18 protein-coding genes and 5 tRNA genes are annotated in these 22,116 nt (G+C 70.7%); 9 read left to right on the forward strand and 14 right to left on the reverse strand.

Features of this window, described 5'->3' with window-relative positions:
• The first annotated feature begins 171 nt into the window (after positions 1-171).
• The gene (ndgR, locus tag AB0G35_RS30710; RefSeq protein ID WP_030414225.1) at positions 172-888 is read left to right on the forward strand and encodes an IclR family transcriptional regulator NdgR; all 717 of its coding nucleotides are present in this window, start codon (positions 172-174) and stop codon (positions 886-888) included.
• A 65-nt stretch (positions 889-953) separates the two neighbouring features.
• Here the strand turns inward: ndgR and AB0G35_RS30715 are convergent, their stop codons facing one another.
• The 10 genes from AB0G35_RS30715 to AB0G35_RS30760 form a co-directional block, all read right to left on the reverse strand.
• Complete coding sequence (locus AB0G35_RS30715; RefSeq protein WP_360956238.1) at positions 954-1,433, reverse strand: DUF4188 domain-containing protein; 480 nt, start codon at positions 1,431-1,433, stop codon at positions 954-956.
• A 336-nt stretch (positions 1,434-1,769) separates the two neighbouring features.
• A tRNA-Glu gene (locus AB0G35_RS30720) sits at positions 1,770-1,842 on the reverse strand.
• A gap of 41 nt (positions 1,843-1,883) precedes the next feature.
• A tRNA-Gln gene (locus AB0G35_RS30725) sits at positions 1,884-1,955 on the reverse strand.
• Between the two features lie 16 nt (positions 1,956-1,971).
• Positions 1,972-2,044 (reverse strand) — tRNA-Glu (locus AB0G35_RS30730).
• A gap of 84 nt (positions 2,045-2,128) precedes the next feature.
• Positions 2,129-2,201, reverse strand: a tRNA-Glu gene (locus AB0G35_RS30735).
• Between the two features lie 21 nt (positions 2,202-2,222).
• A tRNA-Gln gene (locus AB0G35_RS30740) sits at positions 2,223-2,294 on the reverse strand.
• A gap of 87 nt (positions 2,295-2,381) precedes the next feature.
• Positions 2,382-3,107: an HAD family hydrolase gene (locus AB0G35_RS30745; protein WP_360956240.1), complete on the reverse strand. Its 726-nt coding sequence runs from the start codon at positions 3,105-3,107 to the stop codon at positions 2,382-2,384.
• Between the two features lie 98 nt (positions 3,108-3,205).
• Positions 3,206-4,687, reverse strand: coding sequence for a glutamate--tRNA ligase (gene gltX / locus AB0G35_RS30750; protein ID WP_360956242.1), 1,482 nt, complete (start codon positions 4,685-4,687; stop codon positions 3,206-3,208).
• Positions 4,680-5,453 (reverse strand): fumarylacetoacetate hydrolase family protein, encoded by a 774-nt coding sequence (locus AB0G35_RS30755; protein WP_360956244.1) that lies wholly within the window; start codon positions 5,451-5,453, stop codon positions 4,680-4,682. Before AB0G35_RS30755 ends, gltX begins: the two co-directional genes overlap by 8 nt.
• 124 nt (positions 5,454-5,577) lie before the next feature.
• Positions 5,578-5,769 (reverse strand): hypothetical protein, encoded by a 192-nt coding sequence (locus AB0G35_RS30760; protein ID WP_360956246.1) that lies wholly within the window; start codon positions 5,767-5,769, stop codon positions 5,578-5,580.
• Positions 5,770-6,373: 604 nt separating this feature from the next.
• On the opposite strand from AB0G35_RS30760, the gene AB0G35_RS30765 reads away from it, so the two are divergent.
• From AB0G35_RS30765 to AB0G35_RS30800, 8 genes are all read left to right on the forward strand, one after another.
• Positions 6,374-9,946, forward strand: a complete 3,573-nt coding sequence (locus tag AB0G35_RS30765) for a nitrate- and nitrite sensing domain-containing protein (RefSeq protein ID WP_360956248.1) — start codon at positions 6,374-6,376, stop codon at positions 9,944-9,946.
• A 9-nt stretch (positions 9,947-9,955) separates the two neighbouring features.
• Positions 9,956-10,369: a roadblock/LC7 domain-containing protein gene (locus AB0G35_RS30770; protein ID WP_018087204.1), complete on the forward strand. Its 414-nt coding sequence runs from the start codon at positions 9,956-9,958 to the stop codon at positions 10,367-10,369.
• A gap of 106 nt (positions 10,370-10,475) precedes the next feature.
• Complete coding sequence (locus tag AB0G35_RS30775; protein ID WP_360956250.1) at positions 10,476-10,886, forward strand: DUF742 domain-containing protein; 411 nt, start codon at positions 10,476-10,478, stop codon at positions 10,884-10,886.
• Complete coding sequence (locus AB0G35_RS30780; RefSeq protein ID WP_360956252.1) at positions 10,867-11,460, forward strand: ATP/GTP-binding protein; 594 nt, start codon at positions 10,867-10,869, stop codon at positions 11,458-11,460. The genes AB0G35_RS30775 and AB0G35_RS30780 overlap by 20 nt, the downstream gene beginning before the upstream one ends.
• Positions 11,461-11,863: 403 nt before the next feature.
• Positions 11,864-14,953 (forward strand): nitrate- and nitrite sensing domain-containing protein, encoded by a 3,090-nt coding sequence (locus tag AB0G35_RS30785; RefSeq protein WP_360956254.1) that lies wholly within the window; start codon positions 11,864-11,866, stop codon positions 14,951-14,953.
• A gap of 10 nt (positions 14,954-14,963) precedes the next feature.
• Entirely contained in the window at positions 14,964-15,377 is a 414-nt protein-coding gene (locus AB0G35_RS30790; RefSeq protein WP_018087204.1) for a roadblock/LC7 domain-containing protein, read from the forward strand.
• Positions 15,378-15,461: 84 nt separating this feature from the next.
• Positions 15,462-16,049 (forward strand): DUF742 domain-containing protein, encoded by a 588-nt coding sequence (locus tag AB0G35_RS30795; protein ID WP_360956256.1) that lies wholly within the window; start codon positions 15,462-15,464, stop codon positions 16,047-16,049.
• Positions 16,030-16,608 carry an ATP/GTP-binding protein gene (locus AB0G35_RS30800; protein ID WP_073447656.1) on the forward strand — a complete coding sequence of 193 codons (579 nt, stop codon included), beginning with the start codon at positions 16,030-16,032 and terminating at the stop codon, positions 16,606-16,608. Before AB0G35_RS30795 ends, AB0G35_RS30800 begins: the two co-directional genes overlap by 20 nt.
• Positions 16,609-16,729: 121 nt before the next feature.
• Here the strand turns inward: AB0G35_RS30800 and AB0G35_RS30805 are convergent, their stop codons facing one another.
• The 4 genes from AB0G35_RS30805 to AB0G35_RS30820 all read right to left on the reverse strand — a co-directional run bounded on the left by AB0G35_RS30805 (position 16,730) and on the right by AB0G35_RS30820 (position 22,080).
• A complete protein-coding gene (locus tag AB0G35_RS30805) occupies positions 16,730-17,386 on the reverse strand; it encodes a DUF4360 domain-containing protein (RefSeq protein WP_360956258.1) in 657 nt (218 codons plus the stop codon).
• Positions 17,387-17,667: 281 nt separating this feature from the next.
• Positions 17,668-17,874: an acyl-CoA carboxylase epsilon subunit gene (locus AB0G35_RS30810; protein WP_360956260.1), complete on the reverse strand. Its 207-nt coding sequence runs from the start codon at positions 17,872-17,874 to the stop codon at positions 17,668-17,670.
• 53 nt (positions 17,875-17,927) lie between these two features.
• The gene (locus tag AB0G35_RS30815) at positions 17,928-19,511 is read right to left on the reverse strand and encodes an acyl-CoA carboxylase subunit beta (protein ID WP_360956262.1); all 1,584 of its coding nucleotides are present in this window, start codon (positions 19,509-19,511) and stop codon (positions 17,928-17,930) included.
• 229 nt (positions 19,512-19,740) lie between these two features.
• Complete coding sequence (locus AB0G35_RS30820) at positions 19,741-22,080, reverse strand: polysaccharide lyase 8 family protein (protein ID WP_360956282.1); 2,340 nt, start codon at positions 22,078-22,080, stop codon at positions 19,741-19,743.
• Positions 22,081-22,116: the final 36 nt, after the last annotated feature.

Here is a 22,116-nt window from a genome sequence, read left to right on the forward strand (position 1 = left end):
TTCCCTCCGGCCGGCCACTGTGCCGGCCTTGCTCGTCCATGCGCGATCGCCCGCAGAACTCCCCCTGCCGGGCCTTACGCCGGGCCCTGGTCGAGGGCCACACCTACAGACTGACGACTTCCCTGGAAAATTGAACTTGCGTTTCACAGTGTGAGACGTGAGTATCGTTGCATGGACAACTCTAGCGGCGTCGGCGTTCTCGACAAGGCAGCTCTGGTTTTGAGCGCCCTGGAGTCCGGTCCGGCCACCCTCGCCGGGCTGGTCGCGGCGACAGGGCTTGCACGACCCACGGCCCACCGGCTGGCCGTGGCTCTGGAACACCACCGGATGGTGGCGAGGGACATGCAGGGCCGGTTCATCCTGGGCCCACGGCTCTCCGAGCTGGCCGCGGCGGCCGGCGAGGACCGCCTGCTGGCCACGGCCGGACCGGTACTGACCCACCTGCGCGATGTGACGGGCGAGAGCGCCCAGCTCTATCGCCGGCAGGGCGACATGCGGATCTGCGTGGCGGCGGCCGAGCGGCTGTCCGGATTGCGGGACACCGTCCCGGTCGGCTCCACGCTCCCGATGAAGGCCGGCTCGGCCGCGCAGATCCTGATGGCCTGGGAGGAGCCCGAGCGGCTGCACCGCGGCCTCCAGGGCGCCCGTTTCACGGCGACGGCCCTGTCGGGCGTACGGCGCCGCGGCTGGGCCCAGTCGATCGGTGAGCGCGAGCCCGGCGTGGCCTCGGTCTCCGCACCCGTACGCGGCCCCTCGAACCGCGTGGTGGCCGCCGTCTCGGTCTCCGGACCGATCGAGCGGCTGACCCGCCACCCGGGCCGGATGCACGCCCAGGCGGTCATCGACGCGGCCGCCCGGCTCTCCGAGGGCCTGCGCCGCAACGGCTGACGTCCCCGTCGGATCCCGTACGGCGAGATCCGTACGGGACCGTCGCGGGCCGGCCGTTCCGCGGCTCAGGCCGCCAGCCGCTCGGCCGCCCGCTCCCCGCGCCGGGCGACCGGCACCACTCCGCGGGCCGCCCCCAGCCCGTGGGGCGGCATGTTCGCGTAGATGCTCTCGTAGGAGCCCGCCGGGACGGCATAGGTCTCGTGCCAGATGCCGACGTGGCGCCGCCCCGCCCGCGCCCGCCGGTTGAAGGCGGCCCAGGCCGGCCGGTGCGCACCGCCCTGGTCGCTCGCGTAGGCCAGCAGCTTCTCCTTGGACTCCCAGTACTGCAGGACCGCGAAGTTCCGCAGCCCCGGGAGGAAGCGGTAGCCGAGCATCCCCCGCTCCGGGTCCCGCGCCAGTTCCTTGATCATGCCCGGCATCGCCCGGAACACCGGCAGCCAACTGCGCACCGCCCGCCAGTTGTTGATCCGCATCCCGACGAGGAAGACCACCACCTCGCCGCCGCCGTCCGCCGTCATCCGCCCCTGCACCGGCTTTCCGCTCATCACAGCCCCCTTGGTCGTGCCGCCAGCCTTGGATAGCGCCGCTATCCCTTAAATAGATAGTGCCACTCCCCAATAACGCGCGCAAGGGGAATGCAGCCGGCGAGGCAGAGCGAGCGCAGCGGGGTACCCACCGGGACGATCAAGCGGCAGTACTACGCGAGCACCGCCGCCGGCCGCCGCCGGGTCACCACTCCCCCGGGCCCGAGTGCGACGAGGAAGAGACCCACCTGCGCCGGCCGGGGCCGAAGAGGCCAATCGGCGCTTCGGAACGAGACGTTGGCGCACGGGAACAGCGGAAAGGCCCCCCGCGTGACGCGGGGGGCCTTCCCTCTTGTGTACCCCCGACCGGATTCGAACCGGCGCTACCGCCTTGAGAGGGCGGCGTGCTAGGCCGCTACACAACGGGGGCGAGATTTCCTGCAGTTGAGCCTGCCACAAGGACACGCTGCGCTGGGCTACCAGGACTCGAACCTAGACTAAATGAACCAGAATCACTCGTGCTGCCAATTACACCATAGCCCATGGTGGTTTAGACCAGTACCCCCGACCGGATTCGAACCGGCGCTACCGCCTTGAGAGGGCGGCGTGCTAGGCCGCTACACAACGGGGGCCCTAGCGATCCCATCCGGCCGGAGCCGGATGTTGTCACCGCAATACCACCGGGAGCGACCCTGGTGATCTACGGGATGGATCCGTACCCCCGACCGGATTCGAACCGGCGCTACTGCCTTGAGAGGGCAGCGTGCTAGGCCGCTACACAACGGGGGCTTTGCAGATGAGCTCTGCGAGCTGGCCTACCAGGACTCGAACCTAGACTAACTGAACCAGAATCAGTCGTGCTGCCAATTACACCATAGGCCATCAAAGCACAACCCCCTGCGGGGGTGGTATTTGACTTACGCTTCCCGGCCGGGCCTCTCGGCCCTCTCGGGCGGCGCAGGAAGAACATTACCTGATCGTGGACGGGGCTCCAAAACCGATAACCCCGTGCAACAGCTCGGGCAGCTCCGCCAGGCTCGCGATCCGCCGCACCCCGGCCGGCGGCTCGCCGCCGGCACCCGTGCGGTCCAGCCAGACGGCGCCCAGCCCGGCGTCCCGGGCTCCGAGTGCATCGACGTCGAGCTTGTCGCCGATGTAGACCACCTCCTCGGGCCCGAGGCCCAGCGCGGCACAGGCGCCGTGGAAGGCCTGTGCCGCGGGCTTGGCGTGCCCCAGCTCGTCCGCGCACAGCACCGCCTCGAAGTGGGCGCGGATGCCCAGCCTGGTCAGCTTGCGCTCCTGGTTGGCGACGGAGGAATTGGAGAGCACGGCCTGCCGGAGCAGGGGCGCCAGTGCCGTCAGCGCGGGCTCGGAGTCCGGGAAGAGCACCCAGGACGCCTCGTAGTGCGCGATGTACCGCGCGAACCAGGCGTCCGCCTCCTCGTCGCTCAGCGCGACGCCCAGGAACGTCCTGGCCCGCTCCCTGCGGTGTTCGAGGAATCCCAGCTCACCGGCGAGGAAGCGGGCGAACTCGGTCTCCATGGCCGCGCGCCACCGCGTCAGCGCCGCCTCTTCCCCGCCGTACTCGGCCAGCAGTCCTTCGGCGCGCAGGTGCCGCAGCGCACCGGCGCGGTCCGAGCCGGTGTAGTCGAAGAGGGTGTCGTCGATGTCCCACAGGACGGCGCGGAGGGGCATGACGGCAATCTAACGCTCCTGGGCCGCACCAGGGGGGGCATATACCGAGGGCCCGGAAGCCGGGACGGCTTCCGGGCCCTCGGGCGCCCGTGGGGAGGTCAGCCGGCCAGCTTGGCCAGCGCGGCGTCGATGCGCGCGATGGTGCGCTCCTTGCCGAGGACTTCGAGCGACTCGAAGAGCGGCAGGCCGACCGTGCGGCCGGTGACCGCGACCCGGACCGGGGCCTGGGCCTTGCCGAGCTTGAGGCCGTGCTCCTCGCCGGCGGCCAGGACGGCCTGCTTGAGGGGCTCGGGGCCGGCGTTCCAGTCGGCGGCGGCGAGCTTGGCCCGGGCGGTGGTGAGCAGGGCGACCGGGTCGCCCTTCATGGCCTTGGTCCAGGACGCCTCGTCCTCCACCGGCTCCTTGCGGAACAGGAAGTCGACGTTCGCGGTGATGTCGGACAGGACCGTGAGGCGGGTCTGGGCGTGCGGGGCGATCGCGCGCCAGGCCGCCTCGTCGAAGTCCGCCGGCTCCCAGTTGGCGAACGGGGCCTTCAGCCAGGGCTCGCACCGCTTGATGAAGTCCTCGACGTCCAGCTGCCGGATGTGGTCGGCGTTGATCGCCTCGGCCTTCTTCAGGTCGAAGCGGGCCGGGTTGGCGTTGACGTCCGCGATCTCGAACTTCTCGATCAGTTCGGACACCGAGAAGATGTCCTGGTCGGCGGAGAACGACCAGCCGAGCAGCGCGAGGTAGTTGAGCAGGCCCTCGGGCAGGAAGCCGCGCTCGCGGTAGAGGTTGAGCGAGGCCTGCGGGTCGCGCTTGGAGAGCTTCTTGTTGCCCTCGCCCATGACGTAGGGCAGGTGGCCGAACTCGGGGATCGCCGAGGCGATGCCCAGCTCGATCAGCGCCTTGTAGAGGGCGATCTGGCGGGGGGTGGAGGAGAGCAGGTCCTCGCCGCGCAGGACGTGGGTGATGCCCATCAGGGCGTCGTCGACCGGGTTGACGAGGGTGTAGAGGGGCGCGCCGTTGGCCCGGACGATGCCGTAGTCCGGGACGTTGTCCGGCGTGAAGGTCAGCTCGCCGCGGACCAGGTCGGTGAAGGTGATCGGCTCGTCGGGCATCCGGAAGCGGACGATCGAGGCGCGGCCCTCGGCCTCGTAGGCGGCCTTCTGCTCGTCGGTCAGCTCGCGGCAGGTGCCGTCGTAACCGGAGGGCTTGCCGGCCTTGCGGGCGGCCTCGCGGCGCTCGTCGAGCTCCTCGGTGGTGCAGTAGCAGGGGTACGCGTAGCCGGCGGCGAGCAGCTTCTCGGCGATGTCCTTGTAGAGGTCCATCCGCTGGGACTGGCGGTACGGCGCGTGCGGGCCGCCGACCTCGGGGCCCTCGTCCCAGTCGAAGCCGAGCCAGTGGAAGGAGTCCAGCAGCTGGTTGTAGGACTCCTCGGAGTCGCGGGCCGCGTCGGTGTCCTCGATCCGGAAGACCAGGGTGCCCTTGTGGTGCCGCGCGTAGGCCCAGTTGAACAGGGCGGTGCGGATCAGGCCGACATGGGGGTTACCGGTCGGGGAGGGACAGAAACGGACGCGGACGGGGGTCGCGTTAGCCACGCTTGATCACCTTGTTGGTGAGAGTGCCGATGCCTTCGATGGTGACGGCGACCTCGTCGCCGACGTTGAGGGGGCCGACCCCGGCCGGGGTGCCCGTGAGGATGACGTCGCCGGGGAGCAGGGTCATCGCCTCGGTGATGTGGACGATCAGGTCCTCGATCGGGCGGACCATGTCGCTGGTGCGGCCGAGCTGGCGCTGTTCGCCGTTGACCGTGCACTGGATCGCGAGGCCGGCGGCGACGTCGGCGGGGTCCAGGCCGGTCTCGACCCAGGGGCCGAGCGGGCAGGAGCCGTCGAAGCCCTTGGCCCGGGCCCACTGCGTCTCGCGCTGCTGGACGTCGCGCGCGGTGACGTCGTTGGCGCAGGTGTAGCCGAGGATGACGTCCTTGGCGCGTTCGCGGGGCACCTCGCGGCACATCCGTCCGATGACGACGGCGAGCTCCGCCTCGTGGTGCACCTCCTGGGAGAAGGAGGGGTAGGCGATGGGGTCGCCAGGGCCGATCACCGAGGTGGACGGCTTGAAGAAGGTGACCGGCACGTCGGGGACGGCATTGCCCAGCTCGGCGGCGTGTTCGGCGTAGTTGCGGCCCACGCAGACGACCTTGTTGGGCAGGACGGGGGGCAGCAGCCGGACCTTGTCGAGGGGAACCTTCTGGCCCGAGCGCTCGAATTCCGCGAAGGGATGACCCTTGATGACGTCGAGTTCGTCGCCTTCGAGGACGCCGAAGCCGACGTTGCCGTCGATGGAGAATCTGGCGATGCGCACGGGTGCCGCTGCCCCTCAGTGATCATTGACCGGAGTTGACACTCCAGGCTATCGCCCCTTTTTGGGCGCGCGCTCACCTGTTGGTGCCCGGGCGGTACGCGGCTGCTGCCCCTCGGCCGCGTGATCAGGCCGTGACGGTCTGCTCGGGGACGTCCATCAGGACGGTGCGCCGGGGGTTGGCGGTCTGAGCCGGGAGATCGACGGTGTGCTCCGGTGCCTCGGGGAGGGTGGTGCCGAGTTCGTCGGCGTCCTTGAGGTGGGCCAGGGTGGTGCGCCGCGGGTTGGCTATGTTGCGGAACATCATCGTCGTCTTCACTTCGGTATGCCTCGTGTGGGTCGAATGCTGGTGATCGGCCGGTGGAAAAGCCGTTGCGGAAACCTGTCTTGTCAGTTCCGGCAACTGTGTAAAGCGTCAGGCTATGCGCGCTATTCCCCGCGAAGTGATGGGGAACTCAACGATCTTCCTGTGAGTTTGCTCACGAGCCGTGCGACAAAAGCCGCATTTCTCTTGATCAACATCCTTGGGCGAATCGGACAATGGCGGATTGAAGCGAACGTTCCGCTCCCGATCACCGCACCTGGGACAGCCTTCGGGGGCATGCGACTCGCGGGTAAAAGTCCGTTATCTCCAGCCGGTTCCTCTACAAGTCGTGACGTGGTCCATACATTGCGTCATCCATGTCACAGCCGCCCGCTCCGCTCTTGTTGGAGATCCGGCACTGTGCTGGAATTCCACGGACCGCCGCACGTTTCAGCCGGCGCGCAGGGCGCAAGGTGGCGCCGCGCGGTGGTGCCGCTCTCTCGGCCAGAGGGGGCAGCCCGCCGGTCATTCACGACCGCCATGGGGGATTCACGGTCTCCCGTACGACTCGACACCGTCCCGCCGAGGTGGGACGCCTGGTCCAGAGGTTGCGACGCTAGTGCAGGGACGTTTCAAGAGGGATGGCAGCGCTGCGGCGGACCCGGAGCTGCGCGGCGGGACCGACCGCGCCTCCTCGCCCCAGCGCGACCGCAGCAACCCGGCGGGCGGCCTCGCGCCGACCGACCGCGGCGGCCAGGCGCCGGGCGGTGACGCCGCGGACTCCGGTGCGCCCAAGGGTGCGCAGACCGCGAACGGGCCCGGTTCGCGCATGGCGATGCGCAACTGGCGTATCAGCACCCGACTGGTCTCCCTGCTCGCGCTGCCCGTCGTCGCCGCCACCACGCTCGGCGGCATGCGTATCGCCACGCAGCTGGACAACATCGACCAGCTCGACAAGATGCAGCTGCTCACCGAGATGACCCGGCAGGCGACCGAGCTCGCCGACGCGCTGCAGGTCGAGCGGGACAAGTCGGCCGGTCCGCTGGCCGGCAGCGGCAACGCCAAGGACGACGCGAACGTCGTCGCGCCCCGTGAGGCGACCGACCGCGCCAAGCTCTCGTTCAACCAGGCCACCGGCGACATCCAGGGCGACGACGCCACGATGGCCGGCGTCCGGGCGACCATCCTGGAGATCGGCCGCCAGCTCAACACCCTCAACGAGATCCGCGCCAACGCCTACCAGGACGACGGCAACACCGCGCGGACCGTCACCAGCTACAACCAGCTGATCAACTCGCTGCTGTCGCTCTCCCAGGACATGGCGCAGGCGACCAGCAACCCGGAGATGATCCGCAGTACCCGTGCGCTGGCGGCGTTCTCGTCGGCCAAGGAGTACGCGTCGATCCAGCGCGCCCTGATCAGTGCCGGTCTCGCCCACAAGGGCGGCCCGGAGTTGTCCGCCAACGACCGGCAGGCCGGCCGCAACGCCGAGATCAGCGAGAAGGCGGCCCGGGACCGGTTCTCGCAGATCTACGCCAACAACGCCGGCGCGCTCACCCGCGGTCTGGACGGCAACAACGACGAGATCAAGGCCGCGGCCGCCTTCTCCCACCGCGCCTTCGCCAGCGGCTCCGGCATCCGCAGCCAGGACTACCGCTACCTCGACTGGTACGACTCCGACACCGTCAAGATCGACGAGATGTCGCGGATCGAGACCACGCTGCTGTCCGAGATGGAGCAGAAGTCCCGCGAGCTGCGCAACGAGGCCACCCGGGACGCGCTCCTCAACGGTGCGGTGATCCTGCTCGTCCTCGGCGTCTCGCTGGTCGGCGCGTTCGTCGTGGCCCGCTCCATGGTCCGCTCGCTGCGCCGGCTGCAGGACACCGCGCAGAAGGTCGCCCAGGACCGGCTGCCCGAGCTGGTCAAGCAGCTGTCCGAGTCCGACCCGCAGGACGTGGACACCTCCGTCGAGTCGGTCGGTGTGCACAGCCGGGACGAGATCGGCCGGGTGGCCGCGGCCTTCGACGACGTGCACCGCGAGGCGGTCCGCCTCGCCTCCGAGCAGGCGCTGCTGCGGGGCAACGTCAACGCGATGTTCACCAACCTCTCGCGCCGCTCCCAGGGTCTGATCCAGCGTCAGCTCTCGCTGATCTCCGAACTGGAGTCCCGCGAGGCCGACCCGGACCAGCTCTCCTCGCTCTTCAAGCTCGACCACCTCGCGACCCGTATGCGCCGTAACGGCGAGAACCTCCTGGTCCTCGCGGGTGAGGAGCCGGGCCGCCGGTGGACCCGCCCGGTGCCGCTGGTCGACGTGCTCCGTGCCGCCGCCTCCGAGGTGGAGCAGTACGAGCGCATCGAGCTCAACGCGGTCCCGCAGACCGAGGTCGCCGGCCGGGTCGTCAACGACCTCGTGCACCTGCTCGCCGAGCTGCTGGAGAACGCCACCTCGTTCTCCTCCCCGCAGACCAAGGTCAAGGTCACCGGTCACGCGCTGCCCGACGGCCGGGTGCTGGTCGAGATCCACGACACCGGTATCGGCCTGTCCCCCGAAGACCTCTCGGCGATCAACGAGCGGCTGGCGAGCCCGCCGACCGTGGACGTCTCGGTCTCCCGCCGGATGGGTCTGTTCGTGGTCGGCCGGCTGTCCCTGCGGCACGGCATCCGCATCCAGCTCCGGCCGTCCGACTCCGGCGGCACCACCGCACTGGTCATGCTGCCGGTCGACGTGGCCCAGGGCGGCAAGAAGCCGGCACCGAGCACCGCCAAGGGCGGCCCCGGCGAGGGCGGCGGTGCGCCGTCCAGCCGGCTCGCCGGGCTCCAGCCGCGCGGCCAGGTCAACTCCGGCCCGGGTGCCGGCGGCCGTCCCGCGCTGCCCGGCCGCGGCGGTCCCGGTGGCGCCCCGAACGCCTTCGGCTCCCCGCCCGGGCGTCCCGCGCCCGCCGGCGGCGCATCCGGCGCCCCGGCCCCGGGTGGCGACGCCCGTCCGCCCGCCCCGCGGTCCGGCGGTGCGCGCCCCGCGCTGCCCACCCGCGGTGTGGAGAACGGCCCCACGGGCGGCCCCGCGCCGACCGTCGCCCCGCCCACCGGTGCGCCGCGCCGCGAGGAGCGGGCGGAACTGCCGTCCCGCGGTCCGGCCGCCGAACTGCCGGGCGGTGCCCCGGCCGGCGGCCGCGGTGGCCAGGACGCGTTCGGCGGTCGGCAGCAGCAGGGCGGTACGAGCTGGGGTGCCCGCCGCGAGCGCGGCGACGACGACTGGCCGCTGGCGCCCCGCGAGGCGCAGGACCGGCCGCGCGGCCACGAGGAGCCGGAGACCACCGGCAGCTTCGAGCGGCCCGCACCGGCGGACGACCCCGCCGACACCACCGCCTTCGCCCGTCCCGACTTCAACGCCCCGCCGCCCGCCGCCAAGGCCCCGGAGCGCGAACCGGACCGGTACGACACGGGCCAGTACCCGGCGGACCGTTACGACACCGGCCAGTACCCGACGGACCACTACGCGCAGCCCGCCGCCGAGGCCGACCCGTACGAGACCGGGCAGCTCGACGTCGGTCAGCTGCAGCAGCCGGACGCGGACCGGGCCGGGTATGCCGACGACCCGCAGGGCACCGGCCAGTTCCCGGTGGCCGGGGCGCAGAACGGCCGGGCGCCGGAGCCGGACGTGCTCGGCGGCGCCGATGCCGGTCCCGGTGACGGCCGTACGCCGATCTTCGACACGATCGAGTCCGACTGGTTCAGCCACCCGGCGTCCGCCGCCGCCGGTGTGCCGCCGCAGGGCGCCGAGGAGCCGGAGGCGCCGCGGCTGCCGCGCCGCGGGTCCGCGGCGTCCCCGGCTGCGTCCGACGGCCCGCAGGACAACGGCGTACGCAACCCGGAGCGGGCCGACGCCGCCGCCCAGTGGCGCAGCTCGCCGAACGACGAGACCTGGCGGCAGGCGGAGCAGATCCGCCAGCCGGCCTCGGGCGGCGTCACCACCTCCGGACTGCCCCGCCGGGTGCCGCGCGCCAACCTCGTCGCGGGCACCGCGCAACAGCAGCAGGCCCCCCAGAGCGGTCCGCAGGTCTCCCGCGCGCCCAGCGATGTGCGCGGCCGGCTGACCAATCTCCGTCGCGGTATCCAGCAGGGCCGGCAGGCCGGGACGTCGTCCACCGGCAACCACGGCATTGTCGATCCCACTCACCAGCAGGAGCGTTAGTTGAGTCCGATGAGCCAGGCGGCGCAGAACCTGAACTGGTTGATCACCAACTTCGTGGACAACACCCCCGGGGTGTCGCACACGGTGGTGGTCTCCGCGGACGGACTGCTCCTCGCCATGTCCGAGGGCTTCCCCCGTGACCGCGCCGACCAGTTGGCGGCGGTGGCCTCCGGGCTGACCTCGCTGACCTCCGGCGCGTCCCGCATCTTCGAGGGCGGGAGCGTGAACCAGACCGTGGTGGAGATGGAGCGAGGTTTCCTCTTCATCATGTCCGTCTCCGACGGATCGTCGCTGGCCGTGCTCGCGCACCCCGAGTGCGACATCGGCCTGGTCGGCTACGAGATGGCCCTGCTGGTCGACCGCGCGGGCACGGTGCTGACGCCCGACCTGCGCGCCGAACTCCAGGGCAGCCTGCTGAACTGACGGCGTCCGCAGCGCCACCCCGTCCAGCACCACACCATCCATTCGTGCCGCACCCCCCACCGGCCCAACCCGACGACAGCGCGCGCTGTCCCGTCCGGAGGACCCCATGACCCCGCCACCTGCCACTTCCGGCCCGTACGGCGCCTACAGCCAAGCGCCGTACGGGAGCGAAGGTGACCAGCCGCTGGTGCGCCCGTACGCCATGACCGGAGGCCGGACCCGGCCGCGCTACCAGCTCGCCATAGAGGCACTGGTCAGCACGACCGCCGACCCCGCCCAGCTGCCCGGGCTGCTGCCCGAGCACCAGCGGATCTGCCACCTGTGCCGTGAGGTGAAGTCGGTCGCCGAGGTCTCCGCGCTGCTGCAGATACCGCTGGGCGTGGCGCGGATCCTCGTCGCGGACCTGGCAGAGGCCGGGATGGTGGCGATCCACCAGCCCGGTGGCAGCGGCGAGGCCGGCGGTACGCCGGACGTGACCTTGCTGGAGAGGGTGCTCAGTGGACTTCGCAAGCTCTGACAGCGGCTTCGACGGGAGCCCGGCCCGCGCCACCACGTCTGCGAAGATCGTGGTGGCGGGCGGCTTCGGCGTGGGCAAGACCACGTTCGTCGGGGCCGTCTCGGAGATCAACCCGCTGCGCACGGAGGCCGTGATGACCTCCGCGTCGGCGGGGATCGACGACCTCAGCCACGTGCAGGACAAGACCACGACGACCGTGGCGATGGACTTCGGCCGGATCACGCTGGACCAGGACCTGATCCTGTACCTCTTCGGTACGCCGGGCCAGGACCGCTTCTGGTTCATGTGGGACGACCTGGTCCGCGGTGCCATCGGCGCCGTCGTCCTGGTCGACACCCGCCGCCTGGCGGACTGCTTCCCGGCCGTCGACTACTTCGAGAACAGCGGCCTGCCGTTCGTCATCGCCCTCAACGGCTTCGAGGGGCACCAGCCCTACACGCCCGACGAAGTGCGTGAGGCGCTGCAGATCGGTCCCGGCACCCCGATCATCACGACCGACGCCCGGCACCGCAGCGAGGCCAAGAGCGCGCTCATCACGCTCGTCGAGCACGCCCTGATGGCCCGGCTGCAGTAGGAACCGGTCACCGCTCCGGTTCGTCATCTGTAGGGGGAAACCCGGCAGTTGAATCTTTTGGGGGGCGCCGCCCTGCCCAGGGCCGCGCCCCGCCATCCGCGAAGGGATCTGTGTCCTTCGACACGCCCACAAATTCGCTTCATAACGTTTCGACAGTGAATCCCCGCGGTTTCGACACCGCACGCGCATGCCCGGCTTCGCTGCGCTCACGAATCGCCTTCGTTTTGCCGCACCTCACCCTTAACGCCCCTTTTATCTGAGGGCCTTCCGGGGCTGCTCCGGCTTTGCTCAGTGTTTGGAACGCACCGCCCTGACGTGCTGAAATTCGCTGAACTCCGGAGTAGGAAAGCCCAGAAGAAACGGCACAGCAGGTAGTGCCGGCCGCCGAGAGGTTGTTGGTCGAGTGAGGCGAAGCACGTCGAGCCCCGAGCCGCAGGAACCGCGGCGGGGCAACTTCACCCCGCCACCGAGAGGTGGCGTACCGGCTTCCGACGCGCCCGAAGACACGGTCGCGAAGCCTCCGGTCAGCGGCAGCAAGTACTCCCCGCGCAACTGGCGGGTGGCCACCCGGCTGAACGCCATCCTGCTGATCCCCGTGCTGCTCGCGCTGGTCCTCGGTGGCCTGCGGGTGAACACCTCGTTCGCCACCTGGCAGGAGGCGCAGGACGCGGAGAACACCGCGAAGCTCGTGCGTGCCGCGCTGTCCTACAGCACCGCCCTGATCGACGAACGCGACCGCACCGCGGCGCCGCTGCTGGAGGGCAAGAAGGACGACCCGGTCGTCCAGCAGGCCCGGGACAACACCGACGCCGCCGCCGACGCCTTCCACAAGGCCGCCAAGGCCATGCCGGACAAGCCGGGCCTGCAGCGCCGGCTCGCCTCGTTCGAGAAGGTCGAGCCCAAGCTTCAGCAGCTGCGCCAGGCCGCGTACACCTCCAAGCTGCACGGCGTGCAGACCGAGGAGGGCTACGTCGAGGTCCAGCACCCGCTGATGGAGTTCGCCAACGAACTCGGCCTGGGCACCGGCAACATCACCTCTTACGGCCGCACCGTCTACGCCGTGGCGCTGGCCAAGGCGGCCGAGTCGCTGGAGCGCTCGATCGGCACCCACCTGCTGGTCGACCCGGCGACCCCGCAGGGCGGCAAGGAGCACAAGCTCCAGCTGACCGCCTTCGCGTCGTACCGCTACCTGGAGGGCATCGCCATCGGCGAGTACACCTCCGGCGGCACCCCCGAGGACGTCGAGCGGCTGAAGAAGGACGCCGCCGCGCTCAAGCAGGCCGCACAGCAGAAGATCGCACAGGCAAAGCAGCAGGCGCAGGCCGCGAACCGGCCGTTCCGCACCCCGCCGACGATCGACCAGATGTCCGCCTGGATCGGGACCGGCGCGGCGCCGGAGACGCTGAGCCTGAAGGGCGTCACCTCCGACAGCTACTTCGCGGCCGCAACCGGCAAGTTCAACATGTACCGGTCCATCGAGAAGGACCTGGCCGACAAGGCCGTGAACGAGGCCGCGCAGATCTCCGCGGACGCCAAGCAGGCCACCTTCGTCGACTCCGCGATCGTGCTCGCCGCACTGATCATCGCGTTCGTGGTGGCCGGTCTGATGGCCCGCCGGATGAGCCGCAACATGCGCCAGCTGCGCAACGCCGCCTTCGGGGTGGCCGAGCAGCGGCTGCCGATGCTGGTCGACCAGCTCTCCCGGACCGCCCCGGGCCGGGTGGACACCCGCGTCACCCCGATCCCGATCGCCACCACCGACGAGATCGGCGAGGTCGCCCGGGCCTTCGACCAGGTGCACCGCGAGGCCGTCCGGCTGGCCGCCGAGCAGGCGCTGCTGCGGGGCAACGTCAACGCGATCTTCACCAACCTCTCCAGCCGTAATCAGGGCCTGATCGAGCGTCAACTGGAGCTGATCACCGACCTGGAGAACAACGAGGCGGACCCGGACCAGCTGGAGAGCCTCTTCCGGCTCGACCACCTGGCCACCCGCATGCGCCGCAACGGCGAGAACCTCCTCATCCTCGCCGGCGAGGAGCCGGGCCGCCGGTGGAACCAGCCGGTGCCGCTGGTCGACGTCCTGCGGGCGGCGATCAGTGAGGTCGAGTCGTACGAGCGAATAGACCTCACCGGAGTGCCGGAGAGCGAGATCCACGGCACCGCCGTGACCGACCTCGTGCACCTGCTCTCCGAGCTGCTGGAGAACGCCACCACCTTCTCCTCGCCGCAGACCAAGGTGCGGGTGACCGCGACCCGGCTGCCCGACGGCCGGGTGATGATCGAGATCCACGACAAGGGCATCGGGCTGACCCCCGAGGACTTCGCGGACATCAACCACAAGCTGGCGAACCCGCCGAGCGTGGACGCCGCGATCTCCCAGCGCATGGGCCTGTTCGTGGTCGGCCGGCTGGCCGACCGGCACGGGATCCGGGTGCAGCTGCGCCCCTCCGGCGAGCAGGCGGGCACCACGTCCCTGGTCATGCTGCCCGAGGCGATCACCCACGGCGGTGGCGGCGACGAGCAGTTCGAGGACGACTTCACGGTGTCCCGGATCGTCCCCGAGCACCAGCAGGGCGCCTACGAGGGCCACCAGCGCACCGCCGCCGAGCTGGGCTTCGACGACAGCCGCTACGCCCGCACGGACGCCGCGGAGCTGGACATGGTCGGCCGCTCGCTGATGCGCGAGGAGCGCCGGGCCGCGCTGGAGGCGCAGGCCACCGGAGGCGAGCGTCCGGCCGAGGGGCCGGAGGCGAGCAGTCCGCTCTTCCGCGACCCGGCGACGTCCGCCACCGGCTACCAGGGCCACCCCGCCCCGGGCTATCCGGAAGCTGATCAACCGCTCTACGACGACCGCTCGCACGGCGGCCAGGCCTTCGGCGATCCGGGCTTCCCGGAGACCACCGGCCAGCAGCCATACGTCTCGCACGAACCGGCACAGCCGGACGAATGGTCCGAACGCCACGCATTCGAGGGCTACTTCGGGACCGAAGCGGAATCTGACCGGAATGCAACTGCCGCTCCCGCTGACGCGTCCGAGCGCGTACCATTCGAGCGTCCGGGCCCCACACCGAGCGACCCGCACCCGCTGACGGACGCCGGCCTTCCGCGCCGCGGAGGCCGCGACCAGCAGGCACAGCCGGTTCAGCAGCCGCGGAGCGCGCCGGAGACCGGCCAGGACGGCTCCGACTGGCGCAGCTCCAACGACGAGCGCTGGGAGCGGGCGGAGCGGCTGCGCGAGCCGAAGGCGGGCGGAGTCACAGCCTCCGGTCTTCCCCGCCGGGTGCCCAAGGCCAACCTGGTCGAGGGTTCCGCGGAGCAGACCCCGCAGGGCGGCCCCCAGGTCTCCCGCGCCCCGGAGGACGTCCGCGGCAGGTTGAGCAACCTGCGCCGCGGCGTCCAGCAGGGACGCAGCGTCGGCACGGACCCCTCCGGGGTCCCCCAGAATGACCAACAGGGCTTCGGCCCCGGCAGCACCTACGATCAGGAGCGTTAGTGTGAGCCCGATGAGCCAGGCGGCGCAGAATCTGAACTGGTTGATCACCAACTTCGTGGACAACACCCCCGGGGTGTCCCACACGGTCGTGGTCTCCGCGGACGGACTCCTTCTCGCGATGTCCGAAGGCTTCCCCCGTGACCGCGCCGACCAGTTGGCGGCGGTGGCCTCCGGGCTGACCTCGCTGACCTCCGGCGCGTCCCGCATCTTCGAGGGCGGGAGCGTGAACCAGACCGTGGTGGAGATGGAACGCGGTTTCCTCTTCATCATGTCCGTCTCCGACGGATCGTCGCTGGCCGTGCTCGCGCACCCCGAGTGCGACATCGGCCTGGTCGGCTACGAGATGGCCCTGCTGGTCGACCGCGCGGGCACGGTGCTGACGCCCGACCTGCGCGCCGAACTCCAGGGCAGTCTTCTCAACTAGCAAACAGGCAGTGCGTTTCCCGCCGCCGCGTCTTATGGTTCGGTGGCGCGACCGGCGTCAGACAGGCAAGTTGGAGGAGGAGACGTGGCAACGCCCCCCAGCGGATACCCGTACGGTTCCGGGCAGCAGCCCGGACCTGTGGGCGAGACCCATCACAACCGCTTCAACTTCCCGTCTGCGCCCAGCCGCCGGCCGCAGCGGCCCCAGCCGCCGCAGCCGGGGCCGTACGACTCCCAGCCGTACGAGCCGTCGGTGTACGACCAGCCGCAGGCACCGCGCATCCAGCCGGTGCAGCCGCCGCGGAAGCCCGAGCCCGCCCCCACCGGGGCGAACAATCCGCTCGTGCGCCCGTACGCCATGACCGGTGGCCGGACCCGGCCGCGCTACCAGCTCGCCATCGAGGCACTGGTCAGCACGACCGCCGACCCGGCCAAGCTGCAGGGCCAGCTGCCGGAGCACCAGCGCATCTGCCACCTCTGCCGCGAGATCAAATCGGTGGCCGAGATCTCGGCCCTCCTCTCCATCCCCCTCGGCGTCGCCCGAATCCTCGTCGCCGACCTGGCGGAGGCCGGGCTCGTCGCCATCCATCAGCCCGGCGGGGACGAGACCGCCGGCGGACAGCCAGATGTGACACTGCTCGAAAGGGTGCTCAGTGGACTTCGCAAGCTCTAGCGGTGCAGCCCGCTCCACCACCTCCGCGAAGATCGTGGTGGCGGGCGGCTTCGGCGTGGGCAAGACCACGTTCGTCGGGGCCGTCTCAGAGATCAATCCGCTGCGTACCGAAGCCGTGATGACCTCCGCCTCCGCGGGGATCGACGACCTCACGCACGCGCCGGACAAGACGACCACGACCGTGGCGATGGACTTCGGCCGGATCACGCTGGACCAGGACCTGATCCTGTACCTCTTCGGTACGCCGGGCCAGGACCGCTTCTGGTTCATGTGGGACGACCTGGTCCGCGGTGCCATCGGCGCCGTCGTCCTGGTCGACACCCGCCGCCTGGCGGACTGCTTCCCGGCCGTCGACTACTTCGAGAACAGCGGCCTGCCGTTCGTCATCGCCCTCAACGGCTTCGACGGCCACCAGCCGTACACGCCCGACGAGGTCCGTGAGGCCCTCCAGATCGGCCCGGACGCCCCGATCATCACGACCGACGCCCGGCACCGCAGCGAGGCCAAGAGCGCGCTCATCACGCTCGTCGAGCACGCCCTCATGGCGCGCCTGCGCTAGCGCCGCCGCGTACCGGCTCCCCGTGCCCGTACGCCGCACCCGCCGGAAGGCCCCCACATCGCGTGATGCGGGGGCCTTCGGCAGCTCTGCGGGCCGTTGTGCGGGCGCCGGCCGCGGGCGGCTACTTACGAGCCGGGCACTGCTTCCAGGCGAAGTGGTACACGGTGTTGATGCTGCCGTCGGTGGAGTCCATGGCCATGAAGCTGGTGGCCTTGGGGTCGGCCGACTTGCCGTCCACCCTCAGCTCGGTGTTGATGTTGAAGTAGCGTTCCTCGCCGCAGGGCGCGTAGACGAGGGCGTCGATGTCGGTCTCGTCCGAGGTCTGCCAGTTGGTGTCGTAGGGGCCGGTGAAGCTGTGGCTCTTGCGGGCCGTCTGCTGCTGGCCCTGGAAGTAGTAGTTCGCCTGCTCCAGGCCCTTGGCGCCGGGGGCCAGCGAGGCGTAGCCGCGGTAGTCGGCTCGGGCGATGGCGTAGGTGAAGCCCTGCGGGACGTGGACGTTCAGGGCGATCTGGCAGTTCTTGCGGGCGTCGGTGGGCTTGCTGCTGCCGCCCGCCTGGGCGAGGTACTCGCTGTAGGTGACGGTGAAGGCGGTGTTGTCGGGGGCGATGGCCACCGCGGCGCTGCCGGGTCTGCAGCCCGATCCGTTGACCGTGGCGACGGTTATCGTGATCTTGCCGGTCGGCGGGTCGTCGCCGAACCGAGCTGGTGTGGTGGGGGATGCCGATCCGGCGAGGAGCAACGATGCCACTGCGGCACCAGCACTGAGCGTGCTGAGCATGGGCTCTTTCCTTCCGGTCGTCCTAGGCCCGCGGCGCGGGAACACCAGGAGTGGGGATGACGAGCGCATGCCAGCACGGGAATCTCCCCTTGACCAGCTCTGCTCCGCAGGATTGGGGCGAACCTACGCCTTGATTCGGACGCCTGCTGCCGAATCGGAATACCCGGACGCAGCGGTACCGATGTGACGTCAACTCGCTTTGTTCACAAGTAAGTTGAAACGGGAACGGAAAAACGGGAAGGGCCCCGCAGCCGGGCCCTTCCGTATGCGTAGGTGCGCGGTCAGCGCTGCCAGCTGGTCGCGCCGTGGAAGCCGGTCTGGCGCTCCAGGCGGCGCCAGCGGGCGGCGGTGGCGCGCGGGCCGGTCGCGGCGGCGGCCGGGCGGTGCGCGGCGCGGGCCAGCAGGACGGCGGTCAGGGCGGCGAGCTCTTCCTCGCTGGCCTGGCCCTTCTCCACGCGGATCGGGGCGGTGCGGTGGGCAGGGTTCACGGTGTCTTCTTCTCCGTCGTCGCGTCGTCGGTGAATCGCGGGTGCCAGATGGATTACTGGGGCGGGTTGCCGTGCTTGCGGGCCGGGAGGTCGGCGTGCTTGGTGCGCAGCATGTCCAGGGCCCGGATGAGGGTCTGACGGGTGTCGGCGGGGTCGATGACGTCGTCGACCAGACCGCGCTCGGCCGCGTAGTACGGGTGCATCAGCTCGGACTTGTACTCCTTGACCATGCGGGTGCGCATGGCCTCGGAGTCGTCGGCCTCGGCGATCTGCTTGCGGAAGATGACGTTGGCCGCGCCCTCCGCGCCCATCACCGCGATCTCGTTGGTCGGCCAGGCGTAGGTCAGGTCGGCGCCGATCGACTGGGAGTCCATGACGATGTAGGCGCCGCCGTAGGCCTTGCGCAGCACGATGGAGATGCGCGGGACGGTGGCGTTGCAGTACGCGTACAGCAGCTTGGCGCCGTGCCGGATGATGCCGCCGTGCTCCTGGTCGACGCCGGGCAGGAAGCCGGGCACGTCGAGCAGGGTGACGATCGGGATGTTGAAGGCGTCGCACATCTGGACGAAGCGGGCGGCCTTCTCGGACGCCTCGATGTCCAGCACACCGGCCAGCGACTGCGGCTGGTTGGCGATGATGCCGACCACCTTGCCGTCGAAGCGGCTCAGCGCGCAGATGATGTTGGTCGCCCAGCGCTCGTGGACCTCCAGGAACTCGCCGTCGTCGACGATCTCCTCGATGACCTTGCGCATGTCGTAGGGGCGGTTGCCGTCGGCCGGCACCAGGTCCAGCAGCGCGTCACCGGAGCGGTCGGCGGGGTCCTCGCACGGCACCGCCGGCGGGTTCTCCCGGTTGTTCGCCGGCAGCAGCGACAGCAGGTAGCGGACCTCCTCCAGGCAGGTCTGCTCGTCGTCGTAGGCGAAGTGGCAGACACCGGAGGTCTCGGCGTGCACATCGGCGCCGCCCAGGCCGTTCTGGGTGATCTCCTCACCGGTCACCGCACGCACCACGTCCGGGCCGGTGATGAACATCTGGGAGGTCTCGCGGACCATGAACACGAAGTCCGTCAGCGCCGGCGAATAGGCCGCGCCGCCCGCGCACGGGCCGAGCATGACCGAGATCTGCGGGATGACCCCGGAGGCCTTGGTGTTGCGCTGGAAGATGCCGCCGTAGCCGGCCAGCGCCGAGACACCCTCCTGGATGCGGGCACCCGCGCCGTCGTTGAGCGACACCAGCGGGGCACCGGCCTGGATGGCCATGTCCATGATCTTGTGGATCTTCGTGGCGTGCGCCTCGCCGAGCGCACCGCCGAAGATCCGGAAGTCGTGCGCGTAGACGAACACCGTGCGGCCGTGGACCGTGCCCCACCCGGTGATCACACCGTCGGTGTACGGCTTCTTCGCCTCCAGACCGAAGCCCGTCGCCCGGTGCCGGCGCAGCGGCTCGACCTCGTTGAACGAATCCTCGTCCAGCAGCAGCTCGATCCGCTCGCGCGCCGTCAGCTTGCCCTTGGCACGCTGGGCCTCGGTCGCCCGCTCACTGGGTCCGCGCCGGACCTGCTCGCGGATGGCGTGCAGCTCGGCGACGCGCCCGCGGGCGTCGTTGGCGCCGGCGGGCAGATCTTCGACAGTGGTCATGTATCGACGGTACGTGTGCGGGGCGCCGCACACCGATGTCGGTTTCGTACAACGTCACATGCGTTTTGGTGGGCAGGCAGTACAGAACCGTCCTGTACGCGGCCCGCGTCCCGACCCCCGTTCGGGTGGCCGGGACGCCCTTGCTCTGTATGGGCCCGACAAACGGGCGCCGGATGATGTTGTGGTGACCGGTGGCCCGCGAACCGGGCCGAACGGGCCCCGGCGCAGGTCAGCGCAGCCGCACGGTGCAGCGGTGGGTGGCGCAGACCGTACCGGGCCGGACCCGCAGCCGCAGGCCCCGCCCGCTCTGCCGCACCTCGATCGCCGGATCCCGGTCGAGCACCGCGCGCACCGGTCTCGACCAGGTGATCTCCACCGGATCACCGGTCCGCACGGGGGCCGCGACACACAGCCGGGCGGTCCGCCCGCCCGGTCCCTCACGTACCAGCACGCTCACCGGACCACTGCTGCACAGCGGCCCCGCACGCCCCGCCCGCCAGAAGTTCGCGGCCGTTACGCCGAGCGGGTGGACGGCGATCGCCTGGCGGCCCGCGTCGTTGGCAAGCACCGTCAGCCAGTGCGGGTCGGCGGCCCGCGCCGCGACGGCCCGCGCGAGGGCCCCCGGCATCAGCAGATACGCATAACGGGCCTCGACCGGATCGATCCCGTGATCGCACCACAACGTGACATACCGCCGGGTGAACGGCTGCGACGACGAGGTGGTGTTGATGTCGTGCCAGGAGCCGGTACGGGCCTCGCGCAGCGTGTGCAGGCGGGCGCCGCCGGGGAAGACGTAGCCGCCGTGCCCCGCGAGATGGGCCCAACGGGCGCGGCGGAAGGCGGTGCGGCGGCCGGGCGTGCCGGGCTGCCGCACGCCGTCCACGGTGAGCGCGGCCGTGCCGTACTCCCCCAGGCACCGGTTGTCGACGACGGTCTCGACGGCCACGCCGTCCCGCGCGGTGATCCCCGCGCCCAGACAGACCACGCAGTCCGCGAGCGCGAACCAGGACTTCCGGGCCGTCAGCGTCGACGACAGCCCCCGCAGATGCTGCCCGAGGACGCCGAATTCCCCGTCGTGGGTACCGCCCACCCACCGGACGTCGGGCTTCGGCTCCCCCCACCCGCCGCCCTCGTTGTCCGCGAGCCGCTTGGTGGAGACCGTCGTGCCGGGCAGCCGGTACGGATCGACGGTCGGCCAGAAGGCATCCGTGTACTGGTCACCGCCGACGTCCGCGCCCCACCAGTACGTCATCCCCGCACCGGTGTGCCAGCCGCGCCGGTTCTCACCGTTGCCGTTCTCGTAGTACGTGATCCGGTCGGAGCACATGGCCACGTTCGCGACCCAGCCGGGGCGGCGGTGCACGGCGCGGTCCATGGCCGCGAAGAGCCGGTGGCCGACGGGCTCGGCGGGGAGCGGCCCGGGCCCGTCGGCGATCTTCCGCAGCCGGGCGAGGTCGGCGACGCCGTACTGCCGGTCGGTGAGCACCGGGAGGGTGCGGTCGCGGGCGATCCAGCCCTTGACCATCGCGTACCAGCGGTCCCGCTCGGCGGGGCTCGCGCTCTCGCCGAGCAGCGCGATGGCGGCGATCAGCGCATGCCCGTGGTAGTGGTCGCTGCGCAGCACCCTCCGCTCGTCGGTGCGGAGGTAACCGCGGCTGATGGCACGGCCGTTGACGCTGTCCATCATCAACCCGTCGTGCAGCAGCGGCGCGTAGGCGTGCGTCACGCTGTCCAGGACGATCTGCCGCCGTGGATCGGTGACCTCCCACGCCGACCCGTCGAGCAGCGCGAACAGCCGCCCCAGCCCGTCCAGCAGCACATAGCCGTAGGTGCCGGAGTAGGCGACCCAGGTGTGCTGCACGAACGAGCCGTCGGCGTAGAGCCCGTCGCCCTCGCTGACGTACGGGAAGACCGGCGAGAGGGCGTCCCGGGCCAGTGCGATCTTGGCGGGCGCCCGGCCGAGGATGCCGCGCAGGGCGACCACCCGGCACAGGTCGACGCGGTTGGCGCCGGTGCTGGTGCCGGTGTAGTCGCCGAGCATGGTGTCCGGGACGAAGTGGTCGACGGCGGCGAGACAGCGCCCTCGCAACTCCTCGGGCAGCCCGCCCGGCAGGCGCTCTTCCACGACCGCGAGCGCGTCGAGGAGAAGCCGGGGGCTACCGATCTGCCACTCCCACCAGTTGCCGTAACGGGTGGTGCCGGGGTGGTAGACCGTGTCGTCCAGATGCGCGAGGCCGCGGCGGACGGCTTCGGCGAGGTCGGGGTCACCGGTGTGCCCGGTCCCGGGCTGGGCACACGCCTGGGCCATCGTGTTCAGCCGGCCGTAGCTCTTGGTGATGCCGGAGGGCGGGTCGTACGGGCAGTCCGGCCACAACGAGCCTGCGGCCGGCCGCATGCTCGCCAGGAACTCGGCGGCGAGGGTGCCGGTCTCCTGGAGCACGGCCGCGTACGGCGGGGCGTCCGGGTCGAACCCGGTCCCGAGCGAGAGCTCGCACCAGCGGCGCCGTAACAGTGCGTACGGATCCTCGGCCCCGTACGCCGCTGGTCCCGAGAGCCCGCAGGCGCCCACGGCGGACAACGTGAGAAAGCGTCTGCGCTTCAGCAC

It is taken from the genome of Streptomyces sp. NPDC021749 (assembly GCF_040640655.1).
In the GTDB taxonomy this organism is placed as follows: Bacteria; Actinomycetota; Actinomycetes; order Streptomycetales; family Streptomycetaceae; genus Streptomyces.

Excerpts from the sequence above, each read along its gene's own strand:
- ndgR (WP_030414225.1), top strand. The coding sequence starts at position 172 with ATGGACAACTCTAGCGGCGTCGGCGTTCTCGACAAGGCAGCTCTGGTT.
- AB0G35_RS30715 (WP_360956238.1), bottom strand. The coding sequence starts at position 1,433 with ATGAGCGGAAAGCCGGTGCAGGGGCGGATGACGGCGGACGGCGGCGGC.
- AB0G35_RS30745 (WP_360956240.1), bottom strand. The coding sequence starts at position 3,107 with ATGCCCCTCCGCGCCGTCCTGTGGGACATCGACGACACCCTCTTCGAC.
- AB0G35_RS30770 (WP_018087204.1), top strand. The coding sequence starts at position 9,956 with ATGAGCCAGGCGGCGCAGAACCTGAACTGGTTGATCACCAACTTCGTG.
- AB0G35_RS30775 (WP_360956250.1), top strand. The coding sequence starts at position 10,476 with ATGACCCCGCCACCTGCCACTTCCGGCCCGTACGGCGCCTACAGCCAA.
- AB0G35_RS30790 (WP_018087204.1), top strand. The coding sequence starts at position 14,964 with ATGAGCCAGGCGGCGCAGAATCTGAACTGGTTGATCACCAACTTCGTG.
- AB0G35_RS30805 (WP_360956258.1), bottom strand. The coding sequence starts at position 17,386 with ATGCTCAGCACGCTCAGTGCTGGTGCCGCAGTGGCATCGTTGCTCCTC.
- AB0G35_RS30815 (WP_360956262.1), bottom strand. The coding sequence starts at position 19,511 with ATGACCACTGTCGAAGATCTGCCCGCCGGCGCCAACGACGCCCGCGGG.